Genomic DNA, 25,387 nt, shown 5'->3' on the forward strand with positions numbered 1-25,387 from the left:
TTCAAATAGTTAAATCTTCTATTTGGACTGTGTGTATATAAGAAACGGACGTTTTGTATAGATCTGTTTTTTTATGCCCGGCTACATTTGCCTCCAGAGTTTATCAAAATTTATTAATCTAAATCTACCTATTAATGATGAATGATTTAAACATTCCTTTTTTTAGGAAAACGATGTTTGCAGGAATGGCCACACTATTCTTGTCGACAGGAGTTACTCAGGCCAATCCGGTTAGTGCAGGGGAGGAAGTGACGGAAAAACACGCTGCGGCATTGCCTTTGCAAAAGAAAGTGACGATTACGGGAGTAGTGAAGGATGCGCTCGGCCCGGTGGTCGGCGCCAACGTAGTGGAAAAAGGAACTACCAACGGGACGGTTACGGACATGGAAGGCCGTTTCTCTTTGCAGGTATCTTCGAATGCTGTGCTGATCATTTCCTATATCGGTTATATAGACCAGGCGATTCCGGTGAACGGGAAGAGTTCTTTCACGGTTCTGCTAAAAGAAGATTCACAGGCTTTGGATGAAGTAGTAGTTGTAGGATATGGTACGCAAAAGAAGGTAAATATGACCGGTGCGGTCGCTTCTGTCGATATGAGCAAGATGGTCGATAGCCGCCCGATCACTTCTCTCTCCGCTGGACTTGCCGGTATGGCTCCCGGTGTTTCTGTAGCAGCCGGTAATGGTGGACGTCCCGGTAACGATGGGGCAACGATCCGTGTACGTGGGCAGGGTACGTTAAATGATTCCAATCCGTTAGTAATCATTGACGGAGTGGAAGCCAGCATGAATAATATCAATCCACAAGACGTAGAAAGCATTTCGGTGTTGAAGGATGCCGCTTCGTCTGCTATTTATGGTTCTCGTGCGGCAAACGGTGTCATTCTGATCACTACCCGTAGGGGGAAATCGGGTGAAGCGAAAATATCTTATAATGGTTATGTCACAATGCAGAAAGTGGCGAACCGTATCGATTTGGTCTCCAATTATGCCGATTATATGGAATTGTATAATGAAGGGCAACTTAACAGCGGCCTCCCCGCGATCTTCAGCCAAGAGAAAATCGACGAATGGCGGGCTGCCGGTGACAGTGATCCTGTCAAATATCCGAACTCTGACTGGCAGGACGCTCTATTTCAGACCGGATGGATGCAGAACCATACAATCAATATCAACGGAGGATCTGACAAGATTCACTATTATATATCCGGTAATTATATGAACAATCCCGGTATTATGGAAAATTCCGGGTATGAACGTTATAGTGCCCGTGTCAATTTGGACGCGGAAGTCAAAGATTGGTTTACTATTGGTGTCAATGCTTACGGTACGCGTGGAAAAGAGGAGTTAGGGTTGTTGAAGACAGAATCGAATGACAATTTCTATACCTATATGCAAGCTACCACACCGGGTATCTGCTATCAGGCGCCTGATGGTCGGTATGGAGGTGTAAACAACTCGGAAGATGACCCGCAGAGTAGCTCCAACAATGTCTTGAAGATGTTGAACGACGTCAAAGGAAATCGCACGACCAATAACATCGTTTCTCGTTTTTATGCCCAGCTGAGACCGTTTAAAGGTTTGACAATCGAAGGGTCTTATACGTATGCCTTTTCCGACCAGTTCCTGTACCAACAGCCTGTTTTTCATGATTTGTGGAACTTGTATGACAATACGTTGCAGATTGCCGGAACCGGAGTTTCGAAGGTTATCAACCGCAACAATAAGACTGTCCGTAACAATATGGACGGGTTGGTCAGATATGAAACAGATATCGATCGGTTGAACATTCAGGCAACGGTCGGTGCTAGTCAGGAAGCTTACCGTAACAACTGGTTTGAAGCTTCCAAAGAAAATTTGACCTCATCTGAATTGACGGAGTTGAATGCTGCCACTGCCAATGCTACGGCAACCGGAACCTATTCCAATTGGGCTATGCGTTCATTTTTTGGTCGGGTCAATTTGAACTGGGACGAAAAATATTTGTTGGAAGCCAATCTTCGTGCCGACGCCTCTTCCCGCTTTGCCAAGAAATATCGTTGGGGCTATTTTCCTTCTTTCTCGTTGGGCTGGCGTATGGAACAGGAAGCTTTCATGAAAGATATCTCATGGCTTAACCAGTTGAAGCTTCGTGCCTCATATGGTTCGTTGGGAAATAATGCCGTAGGCAACTATGACTATCAGTTATATTATCAGGCTTCTAATTATGTCTTAAACGACGCTTTGCAGATCGGTATGGCGCAACGCGCTCTTTCTAATGCGGCGTTGACTTGGGAAACTTCTTATGTCACTAACTTTGGTGTGGACTTTGCACTGTTCTCTAAATTGAGTGGAACCATCGATGCTTTTGTCAAAAACACCAAGGGAATTTTGATCGAATTGCCGGCTCCATTGGTACATGGTAATGCTACCGTTCCTAAATCCAACGCGGCTGAAGTTCGCAACCGGGGTGTCGAATTGAGTTTGAACTGGAATGATAAAGTCGGTTCTGTTAATTATTTTGTTGGAGGAAATTTTTCATTCGTCAAAAATAAAGTGACGAAGTTCAAAGGGGATGAAATGTCTCTGAATGGAACCAATATGATCCTGGAAGGCGAACCGATCAATGTCCAATATGTACTTTCGGTCGACCGGATTATCCAGACGGAAGAAGATATGGCAATAGTGGAAGCGATGGAAGCGAATAATCCGGATGCCTTCAAACAATATAAGAAACCGGAATATGGAGATTTCTTATATAAAGATATTGACGGAGACGGATGCATCACTGATAACGATAAGATCAAAGTCGGTAATGGAACCAACCCGACATTCACTTTCGGGTTTAATTTCGGTGCCAATTGGAAAGGCTGGGATTTCAGTTGTATTTTGCAAGGTGCTACCGGATTGAAAACATATTGGAGCGGATTAGATGGCGCCAGCTATTGGCCTCAAGTGCGCCGGGGTAATCAAATCAACAAGACTATTGCAGATGGACGTTGGTATCCGGGACGTACGGATGCCACTTATCCGCGCCTCTTGGACTATACCGACGGACGGAACCGGGTGGCAAGCGACTTTTGGGTACAGGACAAATCTTATTTGAGAGTAAAAAATGTCCAGTTGGGATATACGGTTCCGAAACATCTCTCGCAAAAACTCTTGATCGACAACTTCCGTTTATATGTCAGCATCGACAATGCTTTGACCTTTACGGGATATAAGGGACTGGATCCTGAGGTGTCTGGCACGAAATATCCGACTATGCGATTAACAACATTTGGTTTAAACCTTACATTTTAAATAGTTGAAGACATGAAAAAGATCATAATCTATTTGGCAACAATGCTTTTAGCTGCCATGACGTTCACCGGTTGCTATGATTTGGAAACCTATCCGGGAGACAAAGTCAACGAAGGAACATTTTACAAGACCGGCGATCACGCTCATCAAGGCTTGATGGGAATCTATGGTATGCTACGCCTAAACGAGGCATACGGTTACCAGTTCTGCTTCGACCATTTGGGAGATATCGCTTACGGATATAACTATTATATGATGTTTCTGGCTACCTATACCGATCGTGATGGAACGATACAAGCCCATTGGCAGACCTTCTACGATGGTATACATCGTGTCAACACTTTTATACGTTCAGTAAAAGGAATGAGAGGTATTATCACGGACGAACAGATTAATGAGTATGTGGCGGAAGCTAAATTCCTTCGTGCGATGTTCTACTTTTCCTTGACAGACCTTTTCGGTGGGGTCCCCTACTATGATGAGTCGACTAATGTCAACGAAGAGTTTATGAATTTGAAACAACCGAGAAGCAGCCTCGAAGAGGTACGTGCTCATATTTTAGAAGATTTGGACGAGGCGATCAAATACCTCCCTGTCGAACATGCTGCCAGCGAATATGGTCGTGCTACTAAAGGTGCTGCCTATGCCCTTCGTGGAAAAGTGCATCTTTACGACAAAGAGTGGCAGTCTGCCATCAACGATTTTGAAGAAATCGTCTATAACAAGTCCAATAATTATGGCTATGCTCTTGACGATGATTACGCTCGTGTTTTTAAACTCTATAACGGGGCTAAGAGCCCAGAAACGGTCTTCTCTATCCAGAACAAGAGTGGTGTCGGAACTGAGTATGGTATGCAGATACAGGCTTTGATGGGTTGTCGTGGCGCTTATGGGAGCTGCTGGAACAATACTGTTCCTTCCACACAATTGGTGGATATGTATGAGTTCAAAGATGGTCGCCCCTTCAATTGGGATGAGATTTTCCCCGGTTATAATGCTATGACCCCCGAACAGCGCAAGGAGCTCCTCAGTGTCGAGATGGATGGGTCTGGAACGATAGTAGGACTTCGTGAGGCGGATACAGCCAAGATACTAAGTGCCTATACCTGTCGTGATCCGCGCCTGATGGCCACTGTGATCGTTCCTTATTCACACTATATGGGGAATATTGGTCGAACAACCAACGTGGATTTGATCTTCGCTCTGGATCACAATCTGGCAGGAAATGCCAATGGCGGTACGATCCAGAACAATGCAGGTTGGGTATCTTATCTCTATCGGAAGTTCGTGACCGAAGGAGACCAGGGCGGTGCGATCAGTAACCGTTTGCATACACCGTTCGCTTTCCCCTTGATCCGCTTTGCCGACGTTCTCTTGATGCTTTCCGAGGCCTACAACGAAGCGGGGCAGTTAGATAAAGCCGTGACCGAATTCAACAAGGTGCGCGCACGTGTCGGCATGCCGGGATTGAACTCCGGTCCCGCATGGATGGTTGTTAGCAATAAAGAACAGATGGCTGAACGGATACGCAAAGAACGTGCTGTTGAGTTTGCCGGGGAAGGTCTTCGTTTCAGTGATTTGCGTCGTTGGGGATATGAGATTGCCCACAAAACGCTCAATAACGTGGATGCTGTCAATATCTATGGCGAGCCGATCTATACCCATTTGTTTACCGAACGTGATATGCTTTGGCCTATCCCTGGTGTGGAACGGGAACGAAATAAGGAGTTGACACAGAATCCGGGTTGGTAGCCTTGATTGATTAAGCAGTTGTGTTAAGTTTGATATAGTAATATGGAGACACAGAGTCGCGGAGCTCTGATTAGTATATAAGAAGGCTTTGTGAACACTGTGTCTCTTTTATTTGGATCATTGAAAATCCCTTTAACTTAATGTGTTTATGAGATTGATTAATTTAATAGGTTTATTTTTACTGTTGCTCTCGTTTGCGGTGGAGGGGCAGAATCTCGCAATCCGACAACCCGGAAAAGAGTTGTGCCAGCATCCTAGGTTGCTTTTCAGCAAGCAAGAGGAACAGCGGGTTCGTGATTTATTTGGAACTGAACCTCTATTAGATAGCTTGCGCGCCAGCCTGATGAGGGAGGCTGAACGTTTGTTGTTGGTTCCTCCCCAGGAAGATCCTCGAAGAAAAATAAAAAACACGAAAGACATATTGCCTGTCAGCCGTGAACAGGTTTACCGGATGGTCAACTTGGCTCTGGCCTACCGATTGAGTGGAGACAGACGTTTTGCGGAGAAGGCGGAGAGAGAGTTGATTCATGTTTGCAATTTCTCGGACTGGGACCCTGTTCATTACTTGGATGTGGCGGAAATGACGACGGCTGTAGCCATTGGTTACGACTGGCTGTATGATGTATTGGCCCCTTCGACCAGACAGCTGGTTGTTCATTCGATTAAAACAAAGGCATTGGATCTTGTCGTTGAGGAATATAAAACCGGAAATGCGGATTCTTGGGCGAAACGTGAAACGAATTGGAATGTAGTATGCAATACCGGAATGGTATTGGGCGCTTTGGCCATTGAAGAGCATTATCCGGAATTGGCTAAACATATCATTGGTGAAGCGGTCAGGTATATCCCGAATTGCCTAAAGCATTTTGCACCGGACGGTGTTTGCTATGAGGGACCCGCTTATTGGGGATATACGAACATGTACCTATCTCTTTTGCTGAAAGCGCTGAATGATAATCTTGGAGAGGACTTCGGGATTTCGGAAATGGTGGGAGTGGACAAAAGCGTCCTGTATTATATGCATAGTACAAGCCCTTCTGGCAAGATATTTAATTTTGCCAATTCCGGCAGTACGGCTCCTGCGGCAGAACCTATTTACTTTTATTTCAGTCGGGCTTTCAACCAGCCGGAAGTAGCGGCATTTTATCGGGATATCTTGTCAAAGACGGTACAGAGCGGGAATTATTTCAGATTCTATTTTCTGTCCATTCCTTGGTACGATACGGCCTCTTCTCCTGCTGATGCCTTACCGAAATTGAAGGTGTACGAAGGTATCAATGATATTATCGTGTTCAACGGAAATCGGAATATTCCTAATAGCCTCTATCTGATTGCTAAAACTGGAGATCCGGATATGGCGCACCAGCAGCTGGATATCGGAACCTTTATTATTGAGACGAACGGGATAAGGTGGACGGACGATTTGGGGAGCGATAACTATGGCCTGCCCGGGTTCTGGGATTACAAGCCGGACGGGCAACGCTGGACATATTTCAGGAACTCGAACTTCAGCCACAATACGCTATCGATTGACCATAGACTGCAAAACTCGGCCGGGACAGGCGAGATTGATCGACTGGATAACAAGGCTGCCCAACCTTTTGTCACAATGGATATGAGCACGACTTATGCCGGACAAAGTCGTTTTGTCTATCGGACATTCCGTATGCTCGACGATGTCCGTATACTGGTTACGGACAGCATAGGGTTACAGAACCCGTCTCAGTCGGTACAATGGTCCGTAATAACTTCGGCAAACGTCGAATGCAAAGGAAATACTGCCGTTCTCAAGAAAGACGGTAAATCTTTTTCCTTGAAGATTGTTTCGCCTGTCGATGCCTTTTTTACGGCAAGGGCGGCAAAAAGAGGAACGGAAGCAGAGAAGCCGATAGAGGGATATACGATTCTATCGGCATCGGTATCAGGTGAGCCTGTACAAGTGATTAAAGTTCTCCTATCGGGAGAATAGAAGAGTAGTTACATTAAAAATAAATAATAATAAATATGGTAAAAGTGAAGTATTTAATGGGCATGGCACTCAGTGTTGCGTTGATTTCCTGCGGGGGGACAGGAGACGGGTTTGTTGAAGAGAACGTAGAGTTTGCCCGTAAACAGATAGGAAAAGAGATTGAACTGATCGAGGCGAGCGGTAAGTTTATGAATCCGACTACGCTGAACCCGGACGGTTCTGTTTATTATTGTAACTTGGCGGATTGGCGCAGTGGTTTTTTCCCCGGTTCGGTTTGGTATTTGTATGAGTTGACAGGAGATAAGAGCCTGTTGCCTCTTGCACAAAAATATACGGAAGCGGTGAAAGATGCCAAAAACATCAAGTGGAACCATGATGTCGGTTTTATGATCTATTGCAGTTTTGGGAACGGTTTGCGTCTGACGGGCGATCCAGAATATAAGGAGGTGATTGTTGAGGCTGCCCGTTCCTTGTCCACCCGCTTCCGTCCGGTGGCAGGGATTATCCAGTCGTGGGATGTGGATAGAGGATGGATTTCGGAAAGGGGTTGGGAGTGCCCGGTGATTATCGATAATATGATGAACCTCGAGCTGTTGTTTGCCGCTACACGGTTGTCCGGCGACTCAACTTTCTATAAGGTTGCCGTTTCGCACGTCGACCGCACTATGAAAGAACAATATCGTCCGGATGGCAGTTGCTATCATGTGGTGGATTACAGTATGAAAGACGGTTCCGTACGCAATCGCCATACGGCACAGGGATATGCGCACGAATCGGCGTGGAGCCGTGGACAAGCTTGGGGTATTTACGGTCTGACGCTGTGTTATCGAGAAACCGGAGACCGGAAATATCTCGATCAGGCTTTAAAAGCGGTTCGTTTTATGTTCAATCATAAGAATACGCCTGAAGACCTTGTGTTCTATTGGGATATGGATGCCCCGAACATTCCTAACGATTACCGGGATGCTTCAGCTGCCGCTTGTATCGCCTCCGCTTTGTATGAGATCAGTACGGTGGATGTGCCTGAACCGCAAACGTATAAGGCGTATGCCGACCGGATCATGGAAAGTCTGGCTTCTCCGACTTACCGGGCTGAATTGGGAACGAATGGAAACTTCTTGCTGATGCATTGTGTCGGAAGCATTCCGCATAATGGAGAAATAGATGTCCCGTTGAACTATGCCGACTATTACTTCTTGGAGGCTTTGAAGCGGAAACGGGATATCGAGCAGAAGGGCTCCAAAGGTTGCTAATTGCATCTGCAAAACCGGTTCGCGCCACAGGTACAAGTCGGTCCGTATCCGCCGTTTTGTATTTCGTCGCAGTACAGGTCGTACATTTTCATTTTGATTTGGTTGCTGATCCGACGAAATTCATTAGCAATGGATTCAGGCGTGCCTTTCGCACGTGCCGGGTTGTAGAAATTGCTGTGTATCAGGTTGCGTACTTTTCCTGTGAAAGCAGGACAGTTTTCTTCCGCATCTCTGCTGACGGTGATTACATAGTCCCAAGGTTCATCTATATATTCTTCTACAGCTTCTGGTTTATGATGGCTGATATCGATGCCGGAGGATGCCAGTGTCTGGACGGCGAGCGGATGCACCTCTATGGCCGGACTGATTCCGGCGGAACAGACTGTGAGTGATTTGTCGAATGATTGCAACCAGCCTTGCGCCATTTGGCTAAGGCAGCTGTTGTCGGAGCAAAGAATCAATATTTTCATCGTTTTCTTTTTATCGTTACGGATGCAAAAATAATAAATGCCGGGCTTTGATGACTTTACAGTAAATTGATTTTGTTTATCGCATGAAAGATATTTTCTATATATGTTCGTTATTGTTTGCTCTGGCAGCTTGTCTCTTGTGAAAAACAGGTAGCCTCTTTTCCTGATCAATGAAGTTGTCGAATCTCTTTTACTGCCGCGTTTGCCCTATGCGTTTGTACTGGCTGGGATGCAGAAGAATTGGGTTAGGGATGTGTTGGAAGAGAAAATACGGTATTATGGAAGAAGGATGAAATATTATATGTGACCGGTTGTTGTTATGCCCAGTCGGGAAAACCTGTATATGTTGTCCGTTATGTACAAACATAAGCGAATCACTGTCGGTGTGGGAATGGGCAACCCGTTTGTCGATAACTACAAGCGGATTAATGAAACCTGGAATTTCCAGTTTGGACGGAACTATCAGAGTGGTGGGAAGAAAATCTGGAATCAAGATACGGATACTGGCGTGATGAATACTTCCAAATAATGAATTTTTGCAGGCCTTGTCTTGTTCTTTTTATTATTTCGGCAATATTTCGTATATTTACAGCCTATTATGGCTTATGAGCAATTACCGCAGAGCCCGGGATGATGCAAAAGATTTGGATAGAGATATATGAGACCAGAAGATATTACTGAACAGGACGAAAACGGAAAAATAAAAGATACGGAAGGACAACTGGCTGCTGATGAAAACAGGAATGAGACTGTCGAAACAGAAGTAAGCCAGGAGACACATTCGGAATATAAGATACCGGGCAAATCGGAAAGCCGGGTGTCTTATCATTTGTCGGGTATGTATCAGGATTGGTTTCTCGATTATGCCTCCTATGTGATTTTGGAGCGTGCCGTTCCGCATATCAACGACGGGCTGAAACCCGTACAACGTCGAATTTTGCACTCAATGAAGCGGTTGGACGACGGACGCTACAATAAGGTGGCGAATATTGTCGGACATACCATGCAATTCCATCCGCACGGCGATGCTTCTATCGGTGATGCACTGGTACAACTCGGACAGAAAGACCTGTTGATCGACTGCCAGGGAAACTGGGGTAATATCCTCACCGGTGACGGTGCTGCGGCTCCGCGTTATATAGAGGCGCGCCTCTCCAAGTTTGCGCTGGAAACGGTCTTCAATCCGAAAACGACTCTCTGGCAACTTTCCTACGACGGACGGAACAAGGAACCGGTGACGCTTCCCGTCAAGTTTCCTTTGCTGCTGGCGCAAGGTGTGGAAGGTATTGCCGTAGGGCTTTCTTCCAAAATATTGCCGCATAATTTCAACGAACTTTTGGATGCCTCCGTCGCTTATCTGCGGGGGGAAGAGTTTACCCTGTATCCCGATTTCCAGACTGGCGGGTATATTGATGTCTCAAAATATAATGACGGCGAACGTGGAGGTTCCGTAAAAGTACGTGCCAAGATTACGAAACTGGACAACAAGACGCTTGTCATCAGCGAGATCCCTTATGGAAAGACAACCTCTACTTTGATCGAATCGATCTTGAAAGCAAACGATAAGGGAAAGATCAAGATCAAGAAAGTGGATGATAATACGGCTCGTAACGTGGAGATCCTCGTGCATCTGGCTCCGGGTGTATCTTCCGACAAGACGATCGACGCGTTGTATGCTTTCACGGATTGCGAGATCAGCATTTCACCGAACTGTTGTGTCATTATGGACAACAAGCCGCACTTCCTGACGGTAAGCGATGTGCTGAAACATTCGACTGACGACACGCTGCATCTGCTCCGTACCGAACTGGAGATACAGAAAGGGGAACTGGAAGAATCGCTCTTCTTTGCCTCCCTGGAAAAGATATTCATCGAAGAACGTATTTATAAAGACAAGGAATTTGAGGAGGCGAAAGATATGGACGAGGCGATTGCTCATATCGACCGACGTCTCGATCTGTTCAAACCGCACTTTATCCGCGAAGTGACTCGCGAAGATATCCTGAAACTGATGGAGATTAAGATGGGACGTATCCTCAAGTTTAATACGGACAAGTGTAATGCGACTATTGCCCAATATAAGGAAGATATTGCCAAGATCGACGATCATCTGGCGCATATCGTCGATTATACGGCTGACTGGTTCATGATGCTGAAAGAAAAATACGGCAAGAACTATCCACGTATGACCGAGGTGCGCAACTTCGACACGATCGAGGCGACCAAAGTGGTTGAGGCGAATGAGAAACTGTATATCAACCGTGCCGAAGGATTTATCGGGACAGGTTTGAAGAAGGATGAATTTGTCTGCAACTGTTCCGACATCGACGATATTATTCTTTTCTATCGCAACGGTACATACAAGGTTGTGAAAGTGAGCGAGAAAATGTTCGTCGGAAGGGATATCCTTTACCTGAATGTGTTCAAGCGGAATGATAACCGCACGATCTATAATGTGATCTACCGAGATGGAAAGGTGGGTTATAATTATATCAAGCGTTTTGCCGTAACAGGTGTGACACGTGATAAAGAATATGACATTACCAAGGGAACGGAAGGTTCGCGTATCCTTTATTTCAGCGCCAATACCAATGGCGAAGCCGAGACGGTGAAAGTGATCCTGAAGCCGAAACCCCGCCAGAAGTTGTTGGTGTTCGAAAAGGATTTCAGTACGATCGCGATCAAAGGACGCGGTTCGATGGGGAATATCCTGACAAAGGCGGATGTGCATAAGATCAGCCTGAAGCAGAAAGGGAGTTCGACACTAGGAGGCCGTATGGTCTGGTTTGACCGTGATGTGTTACGCCTGAATTATGACGGGCGTGGAGAAGAGTTGGGCGAGTTCCAGAGTGACGATCTGATCCTGGTGATCCTTCAGAATGGCGATTTCTATACGACCAATTTCGATTTGAGTAATCATTACGAACCTGATATATTGAATATTGAGAAGTATGATGCGAATAAGGTTTGGACGGCAGCCCTTTACGATGCCGACCAGAAGTATTACTACCTGAAACGTTTCCAGCTGGAGGCTGGAAGCCGCAAGCAGAATTTTCTCGGCGAGAACCCGAAAAGTCGCCTGATGCTGCTTACCGACGAGGCCTATCCGCGAATCGAGGCAGTGTTTGGCGGGCATGACGCTTTCCGTGAACCGCTGGTGTTGGATGCGGAAGAATTCATTGCCGTGAAAGGATTCAAAGCGAAAGGAAAACGTATTTCGACTTTTGATATAGAGACGATCAACGAACTCGATCCCGTCCGTTTTGCTCCGGCGGAACAACCGCAGGAGCAGAATGACGACGATGGAGAGGATCCAGATCTCGATCCGGATGCCGATAAGAGTAACTCGGATATTATTGATGAGATTACCGGGCAAATGAAGCTTTTTTGAGAATGAATAATTAAAAACGAATGATTTAGTGGCAACTGTTAAACGTCAACTATTAATTGTTAATTCCCTCTGCCTTCTCTTCTTTTGCCTCCCTTTCCCGGCAACCGCTCAGGCAGAGGACGTACCCCGCTCGATCAATGAGAGCACTATGGTTGGGATCGGCGGTTATAATTTGAGGGACACCTATCTATCGCCCAGTACGGACATTAATTATACGGGCTGGGTGGCATGGGTCCTCAATGAACGGATGAAGATCGTTCGGTTGGCAGACTATAATGTGTCCCGCCAGCAACTGATCAACGTGGAGTTCGGTTCGACCCGCAACGGCGCGGAGACGGCAAACGAATATGCCGGATTTGTGGACTACAGCCTGGGTTATCATTACCGTTTTCCGCAAGTGCTGTCCGGATTAAAGGTCTTGACCGGGGCATCCGCACGTCTTTCAGGTGGTTTTATCTATAATACGCGTAACAGTAACAATCCGGTTTCCGGCAAGGCGGATTTCGACTTGAATCTGTCAGCCATGGCGATCTATAATTTCAGGATCAAGGATTTTCCGCTCACGCTCCGTTATCAGGCGGAGATACCGTTTGCCGGTGTGCTCTTCTCAGTGCATAAAGGCGAACCCTATTATTTCCTGACGCAAGGCAGTGCGGACGGGGTTGTGCGATTCAGTTCGTTCCATAATAAGTTTGCGATGAAGAATTATTTCACGCTCGACATTCCGGTATCGAGCTTTACGGTCCGTGTCGGTTACCTGAACAGTATGTACCGGACGGATGTGAACAGCATCAAGACGCATGTCCTTTCCAACTCGTTTATGATCGGGCTTGTGAAAGAGTTTGTTTCTTTCGGAGGCAAACGGTTGAAGAGCGAGCGATATCGGTACAAAAGCGCATACTATTAAAGATTTATGATTTATGAAGCCTTTCTTCTTTTTCCTCTGTTTTCTCTTTCTCTTCGGTTGCGAGAAAGCGACAAAATATAACTCGTCTCCTCGTGATAATTTCGAGGCGCTTTGGCGTATCATGGACGAGAATTACTGCTTCTTTGCCTTCAAGGATGTGGACTGGGACGATGTGTATGACCGCTATAATCTGCTTGTTAAAGACACGATGAACCAGTACGAATTGTTTGATATCCTCGGAAAAATGCTTGCCGAGGTGAAAGACGGACATACCAATCTGATCTCTTCTTTCGATATGTCCCGTTATTGGGCTTGGTATGAAGATTATCCGGCTAACTTCTATAAAGAAATACAGGACAATTATCTTGGTACGGACTACAAGATTGCCGGGGGAATGAAGTATAAGCGTCTGGCGGACGATCAGATTGGATATGTCTATTACGGTAGTTTTTCAAGTGGCGTGGGTGAAAACAACCTCGATTATATGTTTGCGCATTTCAAGGAATGCAAAGGATTGATATTCGATGTGCGCGACAATGGGGGCGGTTCCATGCTCTATTCCGACCGCATCGCCTCGCGTTTCCTTGAGGAAAGGATTCTGACGGGTTACACGCAATATAAGAAAGGAAACGGGCATAACGATTTTACCCAGCCCAATCCGGTCTATCTTTCCCCGTCTGACCGCACTCGTTGGTTGCGCCCGGTCATCGTCTTGACTAACCGGCATTCTTACAGCGCTACGAACGATTTTGTCAATGTGATGCGTCTCCTTCCGCAAGTCACGGTCATGGGTGACCGTACGGGAGGTGGCAGCGGCCTGCCTTTCAGTTCGGAATTGCCGAACGGATGGAGTGTCCGTTTCTCAGCTTGTCCGGTCTTGGATGTGAACAAACAGCACACGGAGTTCGGAATCGATCCCGACACCGCGGTAGCCATTACGGGCGAGGATATCATGAAAGGACGGGACACGATTATAGAGGCGGCGATAGGGTTGTTGCTGGCAAAGGGGGATTCGGCCATCTCATACTAAACTGGCGTGAAAACGAAAATTCATTTAAATCCTATGGCAACATTTGCATATTAACAGAATTTGTTTACCTTTGCAAACGCAATGCGGCTGTGGTGTAATTGGTAGCCACGTCAGACTTAGGATCTGATGCTTCACGGCGTGGGGGTTCGAGTCCCTTCAGCCGCACAAAAGAGTTTGTTCGATTGAGAGCAAGCTCTTTTTTTATTTGTCGGATGTTCCTATCTTTGTGTCCTTGTCAAAATAATGAATAAGATGAAATATACCGGAATATATATCCTGTTGACGGTGCTGTTGTTACTTGCCGCATGTACCGGAAAGCTGACGGAAGGAAAGGTGGTGACGGTGACGATAGAGACGCAACGTTTCTTTGCAGAAAGGATTGCAGGAGATAAGTTTGTTGTCCATTGTGTAGTTCCATCCGGGCAGAGTCCGGAAACGTATGATCCTACTCCGAAGCAAATGGTGCAGATCGGACAGAGTGAAGCGTATTTGCAAATCGGTTATATTGGCTTCGAGCAGGTATGGATGCAGAAGATTCGCGAGAATAATTCCGATTTGAAGATATTCGATGTCTCGAAGGGCATGCAGTTTGTAAAAGAAACGGAAGAAGGGGAGCACCGGCACGAGGGGCATGAAGCGGATGACGGACATCATCATCACCATGCGGGTGGTATCGATCCGCATATATGGAGTTCCATCGAAGGGGCAAGGGTCGTTGCCTGGAATACACTGAACGCTTTTATCGAGCTGGATAAGGAGAATACGGAGTATTATTGGAAAAATTATAACGATTTACTGGCGGAGATCGATAAGACAGAGGCCGAGATCAAACGTTTGCTCGATCCGCTGAACGACCGTACTTTTATCATCTATCATCCAGCATTGACTTATTTTGCAGCTGAATTCGAACTCGTCCAGCTTTGTATCGAAATGGATGGGAAAGAACCTTCACCTGCTCAATTGAAACAATTGGTGATGACGGCAAGGGAGAACCATGCGAAAGTCGTTTTTATCCAGCAGGAGTTCGATCAGAAAAATGCCGAACTGATTGCGAAGGAAACAGGTTGCCGGCTCGTGAAAATCAACCCGCTGGATTATCATTGGAATACGGAACTGATTCATATAGCGAAAGCATTGGCTGATGGAGAAACTGATTGACATAGATCATGTGACGGCTGCCTACGGCAATAAAACCGTATTGCGGGATATTTCCCTGACAATCTGGAAAGATGATTTCCTGGGGATTATCGGACCGAACGGGGGAGGGAAGACGACTTTGCTGAAGGTTATACTCGGCTTGTTGCCGCCTGTCTCCGGCGTGATCCGCTTTTATGAAGACGGACGGATAGTTCCTTCTCTACGGATCGGTTATCTTCCTCAGTTGAACAATATAGATAAGAAATTTCCGATCTCTGTGCGCGAAGTGGTGACTTCGGGGTTGGCCTCGGAAAAGCCGCTTTTCCGTTCCTACAGTGCAAGCCAGAAACAGCGCGTGGAGGAGGTGCTTGGAAAAATGGGACTGGAAGATTTGGCGAACCGGGCAATCGGCGAACTGTCCGGCGGACAGTTGCAACGTGTGTTGTTGGGGCGTTCTATCGTTTCCCGTCCGCAAGTGCTGATCTTAGACGAACCGAATTCGTATGTGGACAGACGGTTCGAGTCTCATTTCTATAAGCTCTTGGACGAGATTAATAAAGAAAGTGCGGTCATTCTGGTTTCACACGATATCGGGACTGTATTGGCGATGGTGAAAAACATCGCTTGTGTAAACGAAACATTACATTATCATCCCGGAGCGGATGTGTCCGAAGAGTGGCTGGGCGAGAAATATGCTTGCCCGATAGAGCTGATCGGACATGGCGATTTGCCGCACCGGGTTTTGAAAAAACACGAACATGAGTAATCTTTGTTTGATAGGCCTACCGGAAGTCGGATATATTGCTGGTATCGCTGTTCTTATTTTCGGCATTACTGCGGTGAGGCAAAATCCTTTCATCAGTCGCGGGCAGAAGATTCTTTGGATACTGACTATTGTCGTATTGAATTGGATCGGTCTGTTGCTGTATTACTATACCTATTACATTAAGAAGAATTGACAATTATGAAAAAGATATTGATTACGGGGGCCAGTGGCTTTATTGGTGGTTTCCTGGTGAAGGAGGCGCTTAACCGGGGATATGAAACCTGGGCAGGTGTCCGTTCGACAAGTAGCCGCGTTAATTTGCAGGATGAACGGATTCGTTTTATCGACTTGAAATATTCCGACCGTGAGTCGTTGACCGCCCAGTTGGCTGATTTTGTCCGTGAGCATGGTCCTTGGGATTATGTGATCCATAATGCCGGACTGACGAAGACGCTTGATAAAAGAAACTTTTATCGTATCAATGCCCAGAATACGGCCAACTTGATCGAGGCACTTGCCGCATCGGGTTGCAAGCCTGAGAAATTTCTTTTGATGAGCAGCTTGAGCAGCTACGGGCGTGGAGACGAGAAAACATTCCGCCCTATCTCTCTGGATGATCCTCAATTGCCCGATACAGATTATGGAAAGAGCAAGCTGGAAGCGGAGAATTATTTGCGTCACCAGTCTTATTTCCCGTATGTGATCCTGCGTCCGACAGGGGTGTATGGACCGGGCGAGAAAGATTACTTCATGGAGATTAAAAGTGTAAAGTCTGGTTTTGATTTTGCTGTCGGCTTTACGCCCCAGCGTATTACTTTTATATATGTAAAGGATTTGGCTACCGTTGCTTTCCTTGCTTTGGAGAATGAGGCTGTCCGGAACCGCCATTATTTTGTAGCGGACGGTGATGCCTATACGGATGAATCGTTCGCCCGGATGATACAGGAAATCCTGCGGAAGAAACATGTCCTGCATGCCCGTATTCCAATGGGACTGGTGCATATAGCCTGCCAGGGGTCCGAATGGATAGGCAAGCTGCTGAAGAAGAGTATGACATTGAATACGGATAAATATATAATCCTGAAACAGCGTAACTGGATTTGTGATGTTACACCGCTTCAGGATGAATTGGGCTTCGTTCCGGCTTACCCGTTACGCCGTGGCCTGGAAGAAAGCATAGAATGGTATAGGAAAGAAGGTTGGCTGTAGACCAACTTTTCTTTTGCCGATTCGTATTTTATTTTACTTCTTCAACAGTTCCTTTGCCGATGACTTTCTGTTGTACGGCTGTCGGGCCTTTATAGCGGATATTTCCTTTACCTACGATTGTTGCTTTCAGGTTGTCGGTCGGATGGATCTGGGCGGAACCTTTGCCTGTGATTTTACAGTTCACTTCGGGCACTGCCACCCCGAAAGCCATGATTTCACCGTCGGTCGTAATGCTGTAGTCTGCTTCTTCGGCGTTTCCAGCTTTTAGGTTGATCGTGCCGGAACCGTTAATGCTGCATTCCAACTTGTCGGTTTTGAGTTCATTCACGACCATATTGGCGCTACCAGACACGTTCAGGTCGAGCTTGCCGACTTCGACTTTCTGCTTTAGCTGGACGAGGCAGTTAGAGTTGGCGTTGATTTTCAATTCGTCACCCTTCAATGGGCTGTTGGCTATGAAGTTGGCGTTGCCAGAGGCTTTTACCTCTTTCAGCCATTTGGAGTTAGTCTTGACGATGAATTTGGTGAAATGGTCGACTTTCGCACCTTTGAATCCAACGGTCAGGACACGGTCTTGGATATCGATGTTTACGTACGGGTGCAGATTTTCATCTACAGTTATTTCGATATGCGGAGTAGATTCCGACTGCTCGTAGTTGAAGTCGATCACCCCGTCGAACTTGATGGCATTGAAGTCGTCGATCGTTATTTTCTTGGTCGAGAGCTTTCCGTTTCCTTTCACATGATCTGCTGCCTGGGTAGAGAAAAACATTCCCATTAGGAAAGCGATCATTAGTAAGCCTTTTGTTTTCATGTCTATCTTCTTTATGTTACACTTAGGAATGCGTTTGCCGCACTTTGGTTACAAATGTAGAATGAATTTTATAGAAATACTAATTCTTTTTGATCGAACCTCCGCCTATGACGCTTTTGCTTAGCTCTGGATCGCCTTCATATCGTATATGGCCACCGCCGGCTATACTGGCATCCAGTTGTTCGGACGCATGTACTTCGATGTCTCCGCCACCGGCTACGCTGCATTCCGCTTTCCGAAGGACACATCCGAAAGCACTGATATCTCCACCGCCAGCTACGCTCAGATCTCCTCTTTCGGCCTCTCCTTTGAGCAGGATGGAACCACTGCCTGCCACGCTACAATCCAGGTTGTCTACTTTCAGTTGGGTTGCGTTGATATCTCCTGATCCAGCCACGCTAAAGTTGATTTTGCGCGCTTCCAGCTGCTTATCGAAGTTTATTGTGCTGCTTCCGGCAATACTGATATCCAGTTTGTCGGCTTTAAGAGGGCTTTTGGCGATAAACTCTCCGCCTCCTACTGCACTTATCTCTTTCAGTTCACGGGAGCTGGTCTTTATCTCGCATACGGTCGGTTGGAGATTGAGTCCGTAAGAATTTCCGTTAAAATATTTTTTTTCATCTTTGGGCTGTATGATCAATGTCTTGCCCTTTATCTTTATGTCGAGGTGGGGTAGTATGTTCTCGTCTATTGTTATCTTAAAAAAGGGGGATGCGTTGGATTGTTCATATTCGATGTTTACTTTTCCTACATATGAGATCTCATCATAATCGGATATGGAAATTTCTTTCGTGATGATGTTCCCGTCCCCTTTTATTGTATTCTGGGCAAATCCGTTAGTTGTCAGCAACCAGATACAAACCATAAAGAAAAATGCTTTTGTTTTCATGTCTTGTTATATTTTCGTTTATTTTCTTTTATAGACGAGAGGGGGCATATTACGGTTGCATATTTTCTTTACTTTTTGATGAATTAGTTTTTATTATATGCTTTACAACACAAATTAGTACTTTAACTATTGACGAATTAGGAAAAGCCCGTATCTTTGCACCGTGGTTTTTTCATAATAGTATTAGATTTAAGGTTAACAAAGTTGGTTAGGGGTTGTCGTGAGACAGCCTTTAATTGTTTATAGGGGTTTCTGCGGTGCAGAAACCTTTTCTATTTCCTGGTTGGAAAGATAATCTCCGTCCTTTATCAAAATTTGATGGGTGAAAGTGATGGACTCCTCTTTTTTTAGCAGGATTTGAACCTTTTCCGCTTGTTTATCGAAACATCTTCCTCCCAAGTTATTAATCGCAAACAGGCCGTACCCGCGTGCATGCGACCAACCCGGATAATTGGGATTTTCAGGATGGTCTATGATAGCTATCGATATTTTCTCATCTTTTATCTTCCCGTTCAAAACAACCCAAGCCGAACGTTTTCCCCAAACATCGTTACCGGTATCTCCTTCTTTATTTTGATAGATTCCGGAAATGTCGGCTTCAAGGTTTCGATCTAAACGCATACCGAGTAAGCCTTCTTTATTTTCCGTAATGAAAATAGAATCGTTGAAAGCAGTCAGTGTAGTGGTTCGCTGAATGCCTCTTTCGTGTGGCTTACCGGTGAATGCGTAGGTGGTTTTTTCTTTTAGTAGGATATATCCATTGTGGTTTGTCCAATTTGCTTCGACTGTAAATTGGTTTTCTTTTTCGTTTATATTTTTGATGCCGGTAAACCGAATAATGCCGTAATGTTCTTTTTTATTATGGGGAATGCGATTCGAATTATTCCAGAAATCCAATCCGTTGATGCTTCCGAAGCTAAACCATAGTCCCATCTGATGAGGATGGTCTGTCCGTTCATCGGCTTTCGGGCGGGCAGGATAGCCGCGAGTAATTTCGGTACCGGATGCAGTATAGATAGGATAAAGGACTTGTTTATATAAAGTGTCAGAGTAAAGAAATTCTGTAAAAAGAGTCTGGTCTATGTATATGCTTATTTTTTGTGAGTCGGGCTTCTCTATAAAGTGTATGTGTGAATCCTGACCTATTACAGAATTGCAATAAGACAGAGAGAAGAGGATAAGTAGAATCAGTTTGTTCATGGAGTAAAATAATTAAAATGGGTTAAAAAGAAGGGCTAAACCTACCCTGTCCCCACACTTGACGCGGGGACAGGGTAGGTTGACATCCTCTTTGAATGTTTATAAGATACGTTTATACAACTTCTTTTCCTGTGGTTGGATCGAAGTTAAATCTGCAATTTTTACCGGTTGTCCGGATGCTATACTGTTGCGGGCCGCGATTCCGACCAGACAGGCCAAAGCTCCGTCGCGGGTATTTGCACACTGTTGGAACGGATCGTCGATATTGGGCAGGAATATCTGGTCTTTTAATAATGCATCCCCGCCGCCATGTCCGGATGTTCCGAACGGAATCTGGATATATTGCCGTTTATTGAAGTTCTTGAACAAAACGATTTCGTCATAATTGGCATCCGATGTCGGTTTGGATTCCTGAATCCAGGCTTCCAGACGTCCTTTTGTTCCGTTGAATGCAATCCGGTAACCTTCGTATGGAGAATAGGTTGTCAACGAATAGGCTACTTGTACACCATTTTTATATTTGATTGTTGCCGCCATTTTGTCGAAGATGTTTACATCCTTTTTGAACACACAACCGTCGCGCAGGTAACCGTCGTATTTTTCATTGACCACGTACAGTTCCATGTAGTTCTTGTTCTTGGTGATGTCAAAAAAGAACTTGCATTTGTCTGTATGCGGGCATGTACGGCAGTTTTCTGCCCGTATGGTTCCATTCTTTCCATAATGGTTGAGAGCCCCAAGCGCATAAACACTTTCGGGATCGCTGTCGATCCACCAGTTCAGGAGGTCGAAATGATGGCTGGCTTTGTGTACCCATAACGAACCGCTACATTCAACGAGCCTGTGCCAGCGGCGGAAATAATCGGCTCCGTGTGAGGTATCCAGATACCAGTGGAAATCGACGGAAGTGATATCACCGATTTCTCCGGCACGAAGCAGTTCCCATATTTTTGCCCGGTGAGGGGAATAACGGTAGTTGAACGTGACCCGGCATGTCTTGCCCGTCCGCTTTTCAGCATCCAGAATCGCTTGGATTTTCTTTTCATCGGTCGTCATCGGTTTTTCCGTGATAATGTCGGCTCCCAACTCCATTCCCCGGATAATGAATTGATGGTGTGTGCTGTCCATTGTCGTGACAATCAATACATCCGGTTTTGTCTCGTTCATCATTTTTTCAAAATCGGTATATGTCGGACAAGAAGTGCCGATGATACGTTTGCCGGTTTCAACACGTCCTTCGTTTTTATCGCAAAGGCCTACGAACTCAAGGTAATCAGGATAACTTTTCAGAATGTCCCTTCCCCACATGGATGTCCCGCGGCCCCCTGTCCCGACAAGTGCGATCCGGAGTTTTTTACCTGTCGGTGCTGAAATACCGGTAGTTTTTGCTTTTATATCAGATAAGGGATTGAGCAAGGCCGTTCCGGCAATCGCCCCTGTGGTTGCAAGAAAATGTCTTCTTGACATTTGGTTTGTTGTGTTATGCATGGTAATGATGTTTTGTATGTTTTTGTGGTCTGTTTTTAGATTTTCGATGATTTCATATTCAGCTATACTTGAATTTTTCTCGAATAGTTCCTCCGAACATTGCAAATATATGCAATTTTGGGGCATTGGCAAAGATCGAATGAATATCTTTGGGGAGGCTATCAATGCTTTTTTATCGGGATTATTCCGTTATTCGCCGGGATTTAGTCGTTACTGACCGTTTTTTTATTGTGTAAGCGGTTATGTGGCGGTAGTTTTGCAACAAATTAAAAATGTACGAGTATGAGAACGAATCAACAAGGGAATTTTATCAGAGGCGGTTATCCCAGCCACAGTAGACTGAACACGGTTACGACGGCTGCTGTGTTTATCATAGTAGGTCTGTTGTTTCTTGGGCGGAATTTCGGGATAATAGACTCTGATCTGTTCGGTATCCTGGTTTCCTGGCAGATGTTGCTGATTGTGGTCGGCGTTGTCAATTTGATTAAACGGCATTTCTTCGGGGGAGTGATTACGATTGCCATAGGAGCCTATTTCCTATTGCCGGAAATAAGCTGGGTAGAGGGCGAATGGCTCGATATGTTCTGGCCGGTATTGTTTATTTTTGTGGGAATCATGATACTCTTTAAACCGGAACGTCACCACTTCAATGCTCATTGGGATGGCAGAAGGCCGGAGTATACAAAAGAGGTATATGGTTCTGAAGACGGTTTTATCGTATCGGACAATACTTTTGGATCGGTTCAGCAGATTGTTTTGGACCCTGTGTTCAGAGGGGCGCGACTTAGGAATGCGTTTGGCGGGACTGTCCTGGATTTACGGAGGAGCAAGCTGGAAGCTCCCCAGACGTTTATAGATATCGACTGTACTTTTGGAGGGGTCGAGATTTATTTGCCGTCGGATTGGAATTTGCTGACGCAGATTGATGCATTTATCGGCGGATGTGACGATAAACGCTATAATTCGTCTGTGGAGATAGACAAGGAACACATTTTGATCGTGAGAGGAAAAGTCTCTTTTGGAGGTATTGAGTTTAAAAGTTGATTTATGCAGACGCATCCATTTATAGGGTCGGTCATCAATCGCGTGATGGGGATTACCCTGTCGGTTGTGGCCTGGATGATGTATTCATGGCTCCTGTTCTGCTATGGAGGAGAGGAGATATGGATAGCCTGCCTGGATGGATTGGTCTCTGTCGGATTATTGGCTGCCGCCGGTTTCCTGTACGGATATGTTGACGGGACTATTCATGCTCTGCAAATACAGGTCGCATTGGCGGTATTGGTTCAGGCGATCAGTCTGGCAGGGGCTTTCGAGCTACAGGTGCTTTTGGAACGAGGAAATGTCGGTGATTTTATGGATAGTGTTTCCCTCCGTCTGGTCTTTGGCATATTATGCTGGATCATCCTGTTGCAATGGTATCGGATGAACCGGACGGATGAATCGGATTTTGAGGAGATATCCGGAACTGAGGCGGATAAGGGACAAGAAGAAGCGGTTCCCGCTGGTGAAACTTTTCTGGATCGCGTATCGGTAAAAGACGGTTCCCGCATTCATATCATCCATCTCGAGGAACTGTTATATCTGCAAGCCGGAGGCGATTATGTGACGATTTTTACTCCGGGTGGCCAGTATGTGAAGGAACAGACGATGAAATATTTTGAGACACATCTTCCACCTGCTCTGTTTGTGCGGATTCACCGTTCTTGCATTGTCAATACCGAACAGATTTTACGAGTGGAGCTATTCGGAAAAGAAAATTATCAGGTCCGTTTGAAAAATGGAGTTTGTTTGCGGGCAAGCAATGCCGGTTATAAGCTCCTGAAAGAGCGTCTTTCTCTTTAAGAAAGAGGAATTGAAATGTTAATTTTAGCAGAATTTGATACCATTGTGTAAAGTTTTGCCCTTTGTAACACTTTTTATTGCAAAGCTCTTCCGGACTTAACATATATTGTCTGTAAAAGGCTTGACAAACGGTCTTGACGCATGTATCTTTGCATTGTGGTTTTTTCATAATAGTATTAGATTTAAGGTTAACAAAGTTGGTTAGGGGTTGTCGTGAGACAGCCTTTAATTGTTTATAGAGGGGAGCTTTTCCCCTTTTTTATTTTTCATATGACGGATCTTGTTATGTTTTGGCTTCACCTTGTCCTTTCACTCTTTGATTATCAAAGTGTACAAGGGTGAAGGTGAACATCGGGACTGCCTTCACCTTAAAAATTTGCTTTCACCCAGTGTCTCGTCCTGAAATAGGTTGACTATGCTCCCCCTTCTGTCTCTTATCCGAAGCAACCTATTTAAGTGAAAAATAAAGAGATTATGAATGTGTATAATGGTTTAATATATAATCATTTAATGTTTGTCTTATATCCTTCTATCTTATCGACCTAAGTCGAAAACCTTTTTGCCCATTGTCGAAAGCCTTTTTGCCCAAGGTCGAAAAGGTATTCGACTTAGGTCAAAAGCTCTATGGCATTATAGTTTGGCGATAGAAGCATGGCAGTTGTAGCTTTATAACACACTTCCCGTACTCGGTTTACTTTTTTCGGTGAAGGCGGTTGGCAGATTATGGCGAAAAAACAAACAGATAGTGTGCCGTCAATCTTCGTTTGTTTAAAAAGAACATGTATCTTTATCTTCAAATAACTGGAATGTGATGGAATTACGAACAGAGAATGTGACGCGTTATATCATGCCTCTTCGGGAAGGCGGATCGTTGCCGGCATTGGCGGAAGCTGATGACGAGTTTAAATATGTCGTGAAGTTCCGTGGGGCAGGCCATGGGACGAAAGCGTTGATAGCCGAGCTGATTGGCGGTGAGATAGCCCGTGCACTTGGTTTCCGGGTTCCCGAGCTGGTCTTTCTGAATCTGGACGAAGCTTTCGGGCGAACCGAAGGTGATGAGGAAATCCAGGATCTGCTGCAAGGCAGCCGGGGATTAAACCTCGGCCTGCATTTTCTGTCGGGAGCTCTTACTTACGACCCGGTAGTGACGAAGGTCGGGGCTGAGTTGGCGTCCCGTATCGTGTGGCTGGATGCGTTTCTGACCAATGTAGACCGTACATTCCGGAATACCAATATGCTGATGTGGCATAAGGAACTGTGGCTGATCGATCATGGCGCTTCGCTTTATTTCCATTATTCATGGGTGAACTGGCAAAAGCATGCCGTAAGTCCGTTCGTGCAGGTCAAAGATCACGTGCTGTTGCCCGAAGCTTCCGGGTTGGAAGAGGCAGATGCCGAGATGAAACGCCTGCTGACGGAAGAGAAGATCCGGGAGATCGTGGCTCTGATTCCCGACGACTGGTTGCATTGGAGCGAAAGTCCCGGTAGGCCGCAAGAAATAAGAGAGATTTATATCCGGTTCTTATGTGAGAGACTGGCACATTCCGAAACATTTATAAAAGAAGCACAAGATGCAAGGAAAGCACTTATATGAATATGCCGTTATCCGTTTGGTCCCCAAAGTAGAACGTGAGGAGTTCTTTAATGTGGGAATTATTCTGTTCTCGAAAAGAGCGAAATATATCAAGGCGCTTTATAAGGTAGACGAGAACAAGTTGAATCTGTTTTCTTCCGAGTTGGATCGTGAATCGTTGTTTGCCAATCTGCATGTTTTCGATAAAATCTGTTCCGGTACGAAGGAGGGCGGTCCTATCGCTGCTCTGGACGTCCCGGAACGGTTTCGTTGGCTGACAGCAGTGCGGAGTGCATCTATCCAGACTTCACGTCCGCATCCGGGCTTCTCCGACGACTTGGACCAGACGTTGGAGATACTGTTTAGGGAATTGGTTCTGTAACGATATTGTAATTGATAGTAAACAGCGATTT

21 protein-coding genes and 1 tRNA gene are annotated in these 25,387 nt (G+C 45.6%); 17 read left to right on the forward strand and 5 right to left on the reverse strand.

Translation table 11 applies throughout. The features are described from left to right. Positions 1–134 precede the first annotated feature (134 nt). The 4 genes from KTG12_RS00705 (at position 135) to KTG12_RS00720 (ending at position 8,255) form a co-directional block, all read left to right on the forward strand. On the forward strand, positions 135–3,281 hold the full coding sequence (locus tag KTG12_RS00705; RefSeq protein WP_122115238.1) for a TonB-dependent receptor: 3,147 nt from the start codon (positions 135–137) through the stop codon (positions 3,279–3,281). 12 nt (positions 3,282–3,293) lie between these two features. Further along, on the forward strand, positions 3,294–5,033 hold the full coding sequence (locus tag KTG12_RS00710) for a RagB/SusD family nutrient uptake outer membrane protein (RefSeq protein ID WP_022322144.1): 1,740 nt from the start codon (positions 3,294–3,296) through the stop codon (positions 5,031–5,033). Between the two features lie 148 nt (positions 5,034–5,181). Then, positions 5,182–7,002, forward strand: a complete 1,821-nt coding sequence (locus tag KTG12_RS00715) for a heparinase II/III family protein (RefSeq protein ID WP_022322145.1) — start codon at positions 5,182–5,184, stop codon at positions 7,000–7,002. Positions 7,003–7,037: 35 nt separating this feature from the next. Further along, the gene (locus tag KTG12_RS00720; RefSeq protein WP_022322146.1) at positions 7,038–8,255 is read left to right on the forward strand and encodes a glycoside hydrolase family 88 protein; all 1,218 of its coding nucleotides are present in this window, start codon (positions 7,038–7,040) and stop codon (positions 8,253–8,255) included. On the opposite strand, the gene KTG12_RS00725 is transcribed toward KTG12_RS00720, so the two are convergent. Then, the gene (locus KTG12_RS00725; RefSeq protein WP_046451532.1) at positions 8,252–8,725 is read right to left on the reverse strand and encodes an arsenate reductase ArsC; all 474 of its coding nucleotides are present in this window, start codon (positions 8,723–8,725) and stop codon (positions 8,252–8,254) included. The two genes, KTG12_RS00720 and KTG12_RS00725, sit on opposite strands and share 4 nt — an antisense overlap. Before the next feature lie 355 nt (positions 8,726–9,080). Here KTG12_RS00725 and KTG12_RS00730 point away from each other — a divergent pair, with 355 nt between their 5' ends. The 9 genes from KTG12_RS00730 to KTG12_RS00770 all read left to right on the forward strand — a co-directional run bounded on the left by KTG12_RS00730 (position 9,081) and on the right by KTG12_RS00770 (position 17,165). Further along, positions 9,081–9,254, forward strand: coding sequence for a hypothetical protein (locus tag KTG12_RS00730; protein ID WP_227226070.1), 174 nt, complete (start codon positions 9,081–9,083; stop codon positions 9,252–9,254). Positions 9,255–9,383: 129 nt separating this feature from the next. Continuing rightward, positions 9,384–12,116: a DNA gyrase/topoisomerase IV subunit A gene (locus KTG12_RS00735; protein ID WP_005639773.1), complete on the forward strand. Its 2,733-nt coding sequence runs from the start codon at positions 9,384–9,386 to the stop codon at positions 12,114–12,116. Between the two features lie 28 nt (positions 12,117–12,144). Continuing rightward, positions 12,145–13,023 carry a DUF3316 domain-containing protein gene (locus tag KTG12_RS00740; RefSeq protein ID WP_046451533.1) on the forward strand — a complete coding sequence of 293 codons (879 nt, stop codon included), beginning with the start codon at positions 12,145–12,147 and terminating at the stop codon, positions 13,021–13,023. A 13-nt stretch (positions 13,024–13,036) separates the two neighbouring features. Beyond that, positions 13,037–14,053: a S41 family peptidase gene (locus tag KTG12_RS00745; RefSeq protein ID WP_005639777.1), complete on the forward strand. Its 1,017-nt coding sequence runs from the start codon at positions 13,037–13,039 to the stop codon at positions 14,051–14,053. Between the two features lie 83 nt (positions 14,054–14,136). Next, a tRNA-Leu gene (locus tag KTG12_RS00750) sits at positions 14,137–14,218 on the forward strand. Positions 14,219–14,305: 87 nt separating this feature from the next. Beyond that, positions 14,306–15,211 carry a metal ABC transporter solute-binding protein, Zn/Mn family gene (locus tag KTG12_RS00755; RefSeq protein WP_122115235.1) on the forward strand — a complete coding sequence of 302 codons (906 nt, stop codon included), beginning with the start codon at positions 14,306–14,308 and terminating at the stop codon, positions 15,209–15,211. Continuing rightward, positions 15,195–15,956, forward strand: coding sequence for a metal ABC transporter ATP-binding protein (locus KTG12_RS00760; RefSeq protein ID WP_155144057.1), 762 nt, complete (start codon positions 15,195–15,197; stop codon positions 15,954–15,956). The genes KTG12_RS00755 and KTG12_RS00760 overlap by 17 nt, the downstream gene beginning before the upstream one ends. Next, positions 15,949–16,149, forward strand: a complete 201-nt coding sequence (locus KTG12_RS00765) for a PLDc N-terminal domain-containing protein (RefSeq protein WP_005645287.1) — start codon at positions 15,949–15,951, stop codon at positions 16,147–16,149. The genes KTG12_RS00760 and KTG12_RS00765 overlap by 8 nt, the downstream gene beginning before the upstream one ends. Positions 16,150–16,154: 5 nt before the next feature. Beyond that, entirely contained in the window at positions 16,155–17,165 is a 1,011-nt protein-coding gene (locus KTG12_RS00770) for an NAD(P)-dependent oxidoreductase (RefSeq protein ID WP_138272610.1), read from the forward strand. Between the two features lie 28 nt (positions 17,166–17,193). Here KTG12_RS00770 and KTG12_RS00775 read toward each other — a convergent pair whose 3' ends face one another. The 4 genes from KTG12_RS00775 to KTG12_RS00790 all read right to left on the reverse strand — a co-directional run bounded on the left by KTG12_RS00775 (position 17,194) and on the right by KTG12_RS00790 (position 21,556). Next, positions 17,194–17,979, reverse strand: a complete 786-nt coding sequence (locus KTG12_RS00775) for a head GIN domain-containing protein (protein ID WP_005639785.1) — start codon at positions 17,977–17,979, stop codon at positions 17,194–17,196. Between the two features lie 79 nt (positions 17,980–18,058). Next, positions 18,059–18,868: a head GIN domain-containing protein gene (locus tag KTG12_RS00780; protein ID WP_046451535.1), complete on the reverse strand. Its 810-nt coding sequence runs from the start codon at positions 18,866–18,868 to the stop codon at positions 18,059–18,061. Positions 18,869–19,108: 240 nt separating this feature from the next. Beyond that, on the reverse strand, positions 19,109–20,068 hold the full coding sequence (locus tag KTG12_RS00785) for a PmoA family protein (protein WP_173022549.1): 960 nt from the start codon (positions 20,066–20,068) through the stop codon (positions 19,109–19,111). Between the two features lie 99 nt (positions 20,069–20,167). Next, positions 20,168–21,556, reverse strand: a complete 1,389-nt coding sequence (locus tag KTG12_RS00790; RefSeq protein WP_046451537.1) for a Gfo/Idh/MocA family protein — start codon at positions 21,554–21,556, stop codon at positions 20,168–20,170. 282 nt (positions 21,557–21,838) lie between these two features. Between KTG12_RS00790 and KTG12_RS00795 the strand changes: the two genes are divergently transcribed. The 4 genes from KTG12_RS00795 (at position 21,839) to KTG12_RS00810 (ending at position 25,356) form a co-directional block, all read left to right on the forward strand. Further along, positions 21,839–22,600: a LiaI-LiaF-like domain-containing protein gene (locus KTG12_RS00795; RefSeq protein WP_005639793.1), complete on the forward strand. Its 762-nt coding sequence runs from the start codon at positions 21,839–21,841 to the stop codon at positions 22,598–22,600. 3 nt (positions 22,601–22,603) lie between these two features. Next, complete coding sequence (locus KTG12_RS00800; protein ID WP_022322154.1) at positions 22,604–23,401, forward strand: LytTR family DNA-binding domain-containing protein; 798 nt, start codon at positions 22,604–22,606, stop codon at positions 23,399–23,401. A gap of 811 nt (positions 23,402–24,212) precedes the next feature. After that, positions 24,213–24,995, forward strand: coding sequence for a HipA family kinase (locus KTG12_RS00805; RefSeq protein WP_005639797.1), 783 nt, complete (start codon positions 24,213–24,215; stop codon positions 24,993–24,995). Beyond that, on the forward strand, positions 24,973–25,356 hold the full coding sequence (locus tag KTG12_RS00810) for a DUF3037 domain-containing protein (protein WP_005639798.1): 384 nt from the start codon (positions 24,973–24,975) through the stop codon (positions 25,354–25,356). The genes KTG12_RS00805 and KTG12_RS00810 overlap by 23 nt, the downstream gene beginning before the upstream one ends. Positions 25,357–25,387 lie beyond the last annotated feature (31 nt).

The organism is Parabacteroides sp. MSK.9.14 (assembly GCF_019041495.1).
Classification (GTDB): Bacteria; Bacteroidota; Bacteroidia; order Bacteroidales; family Tannerellaceae; genus Parabacteroides; species Parabacteroides merdae.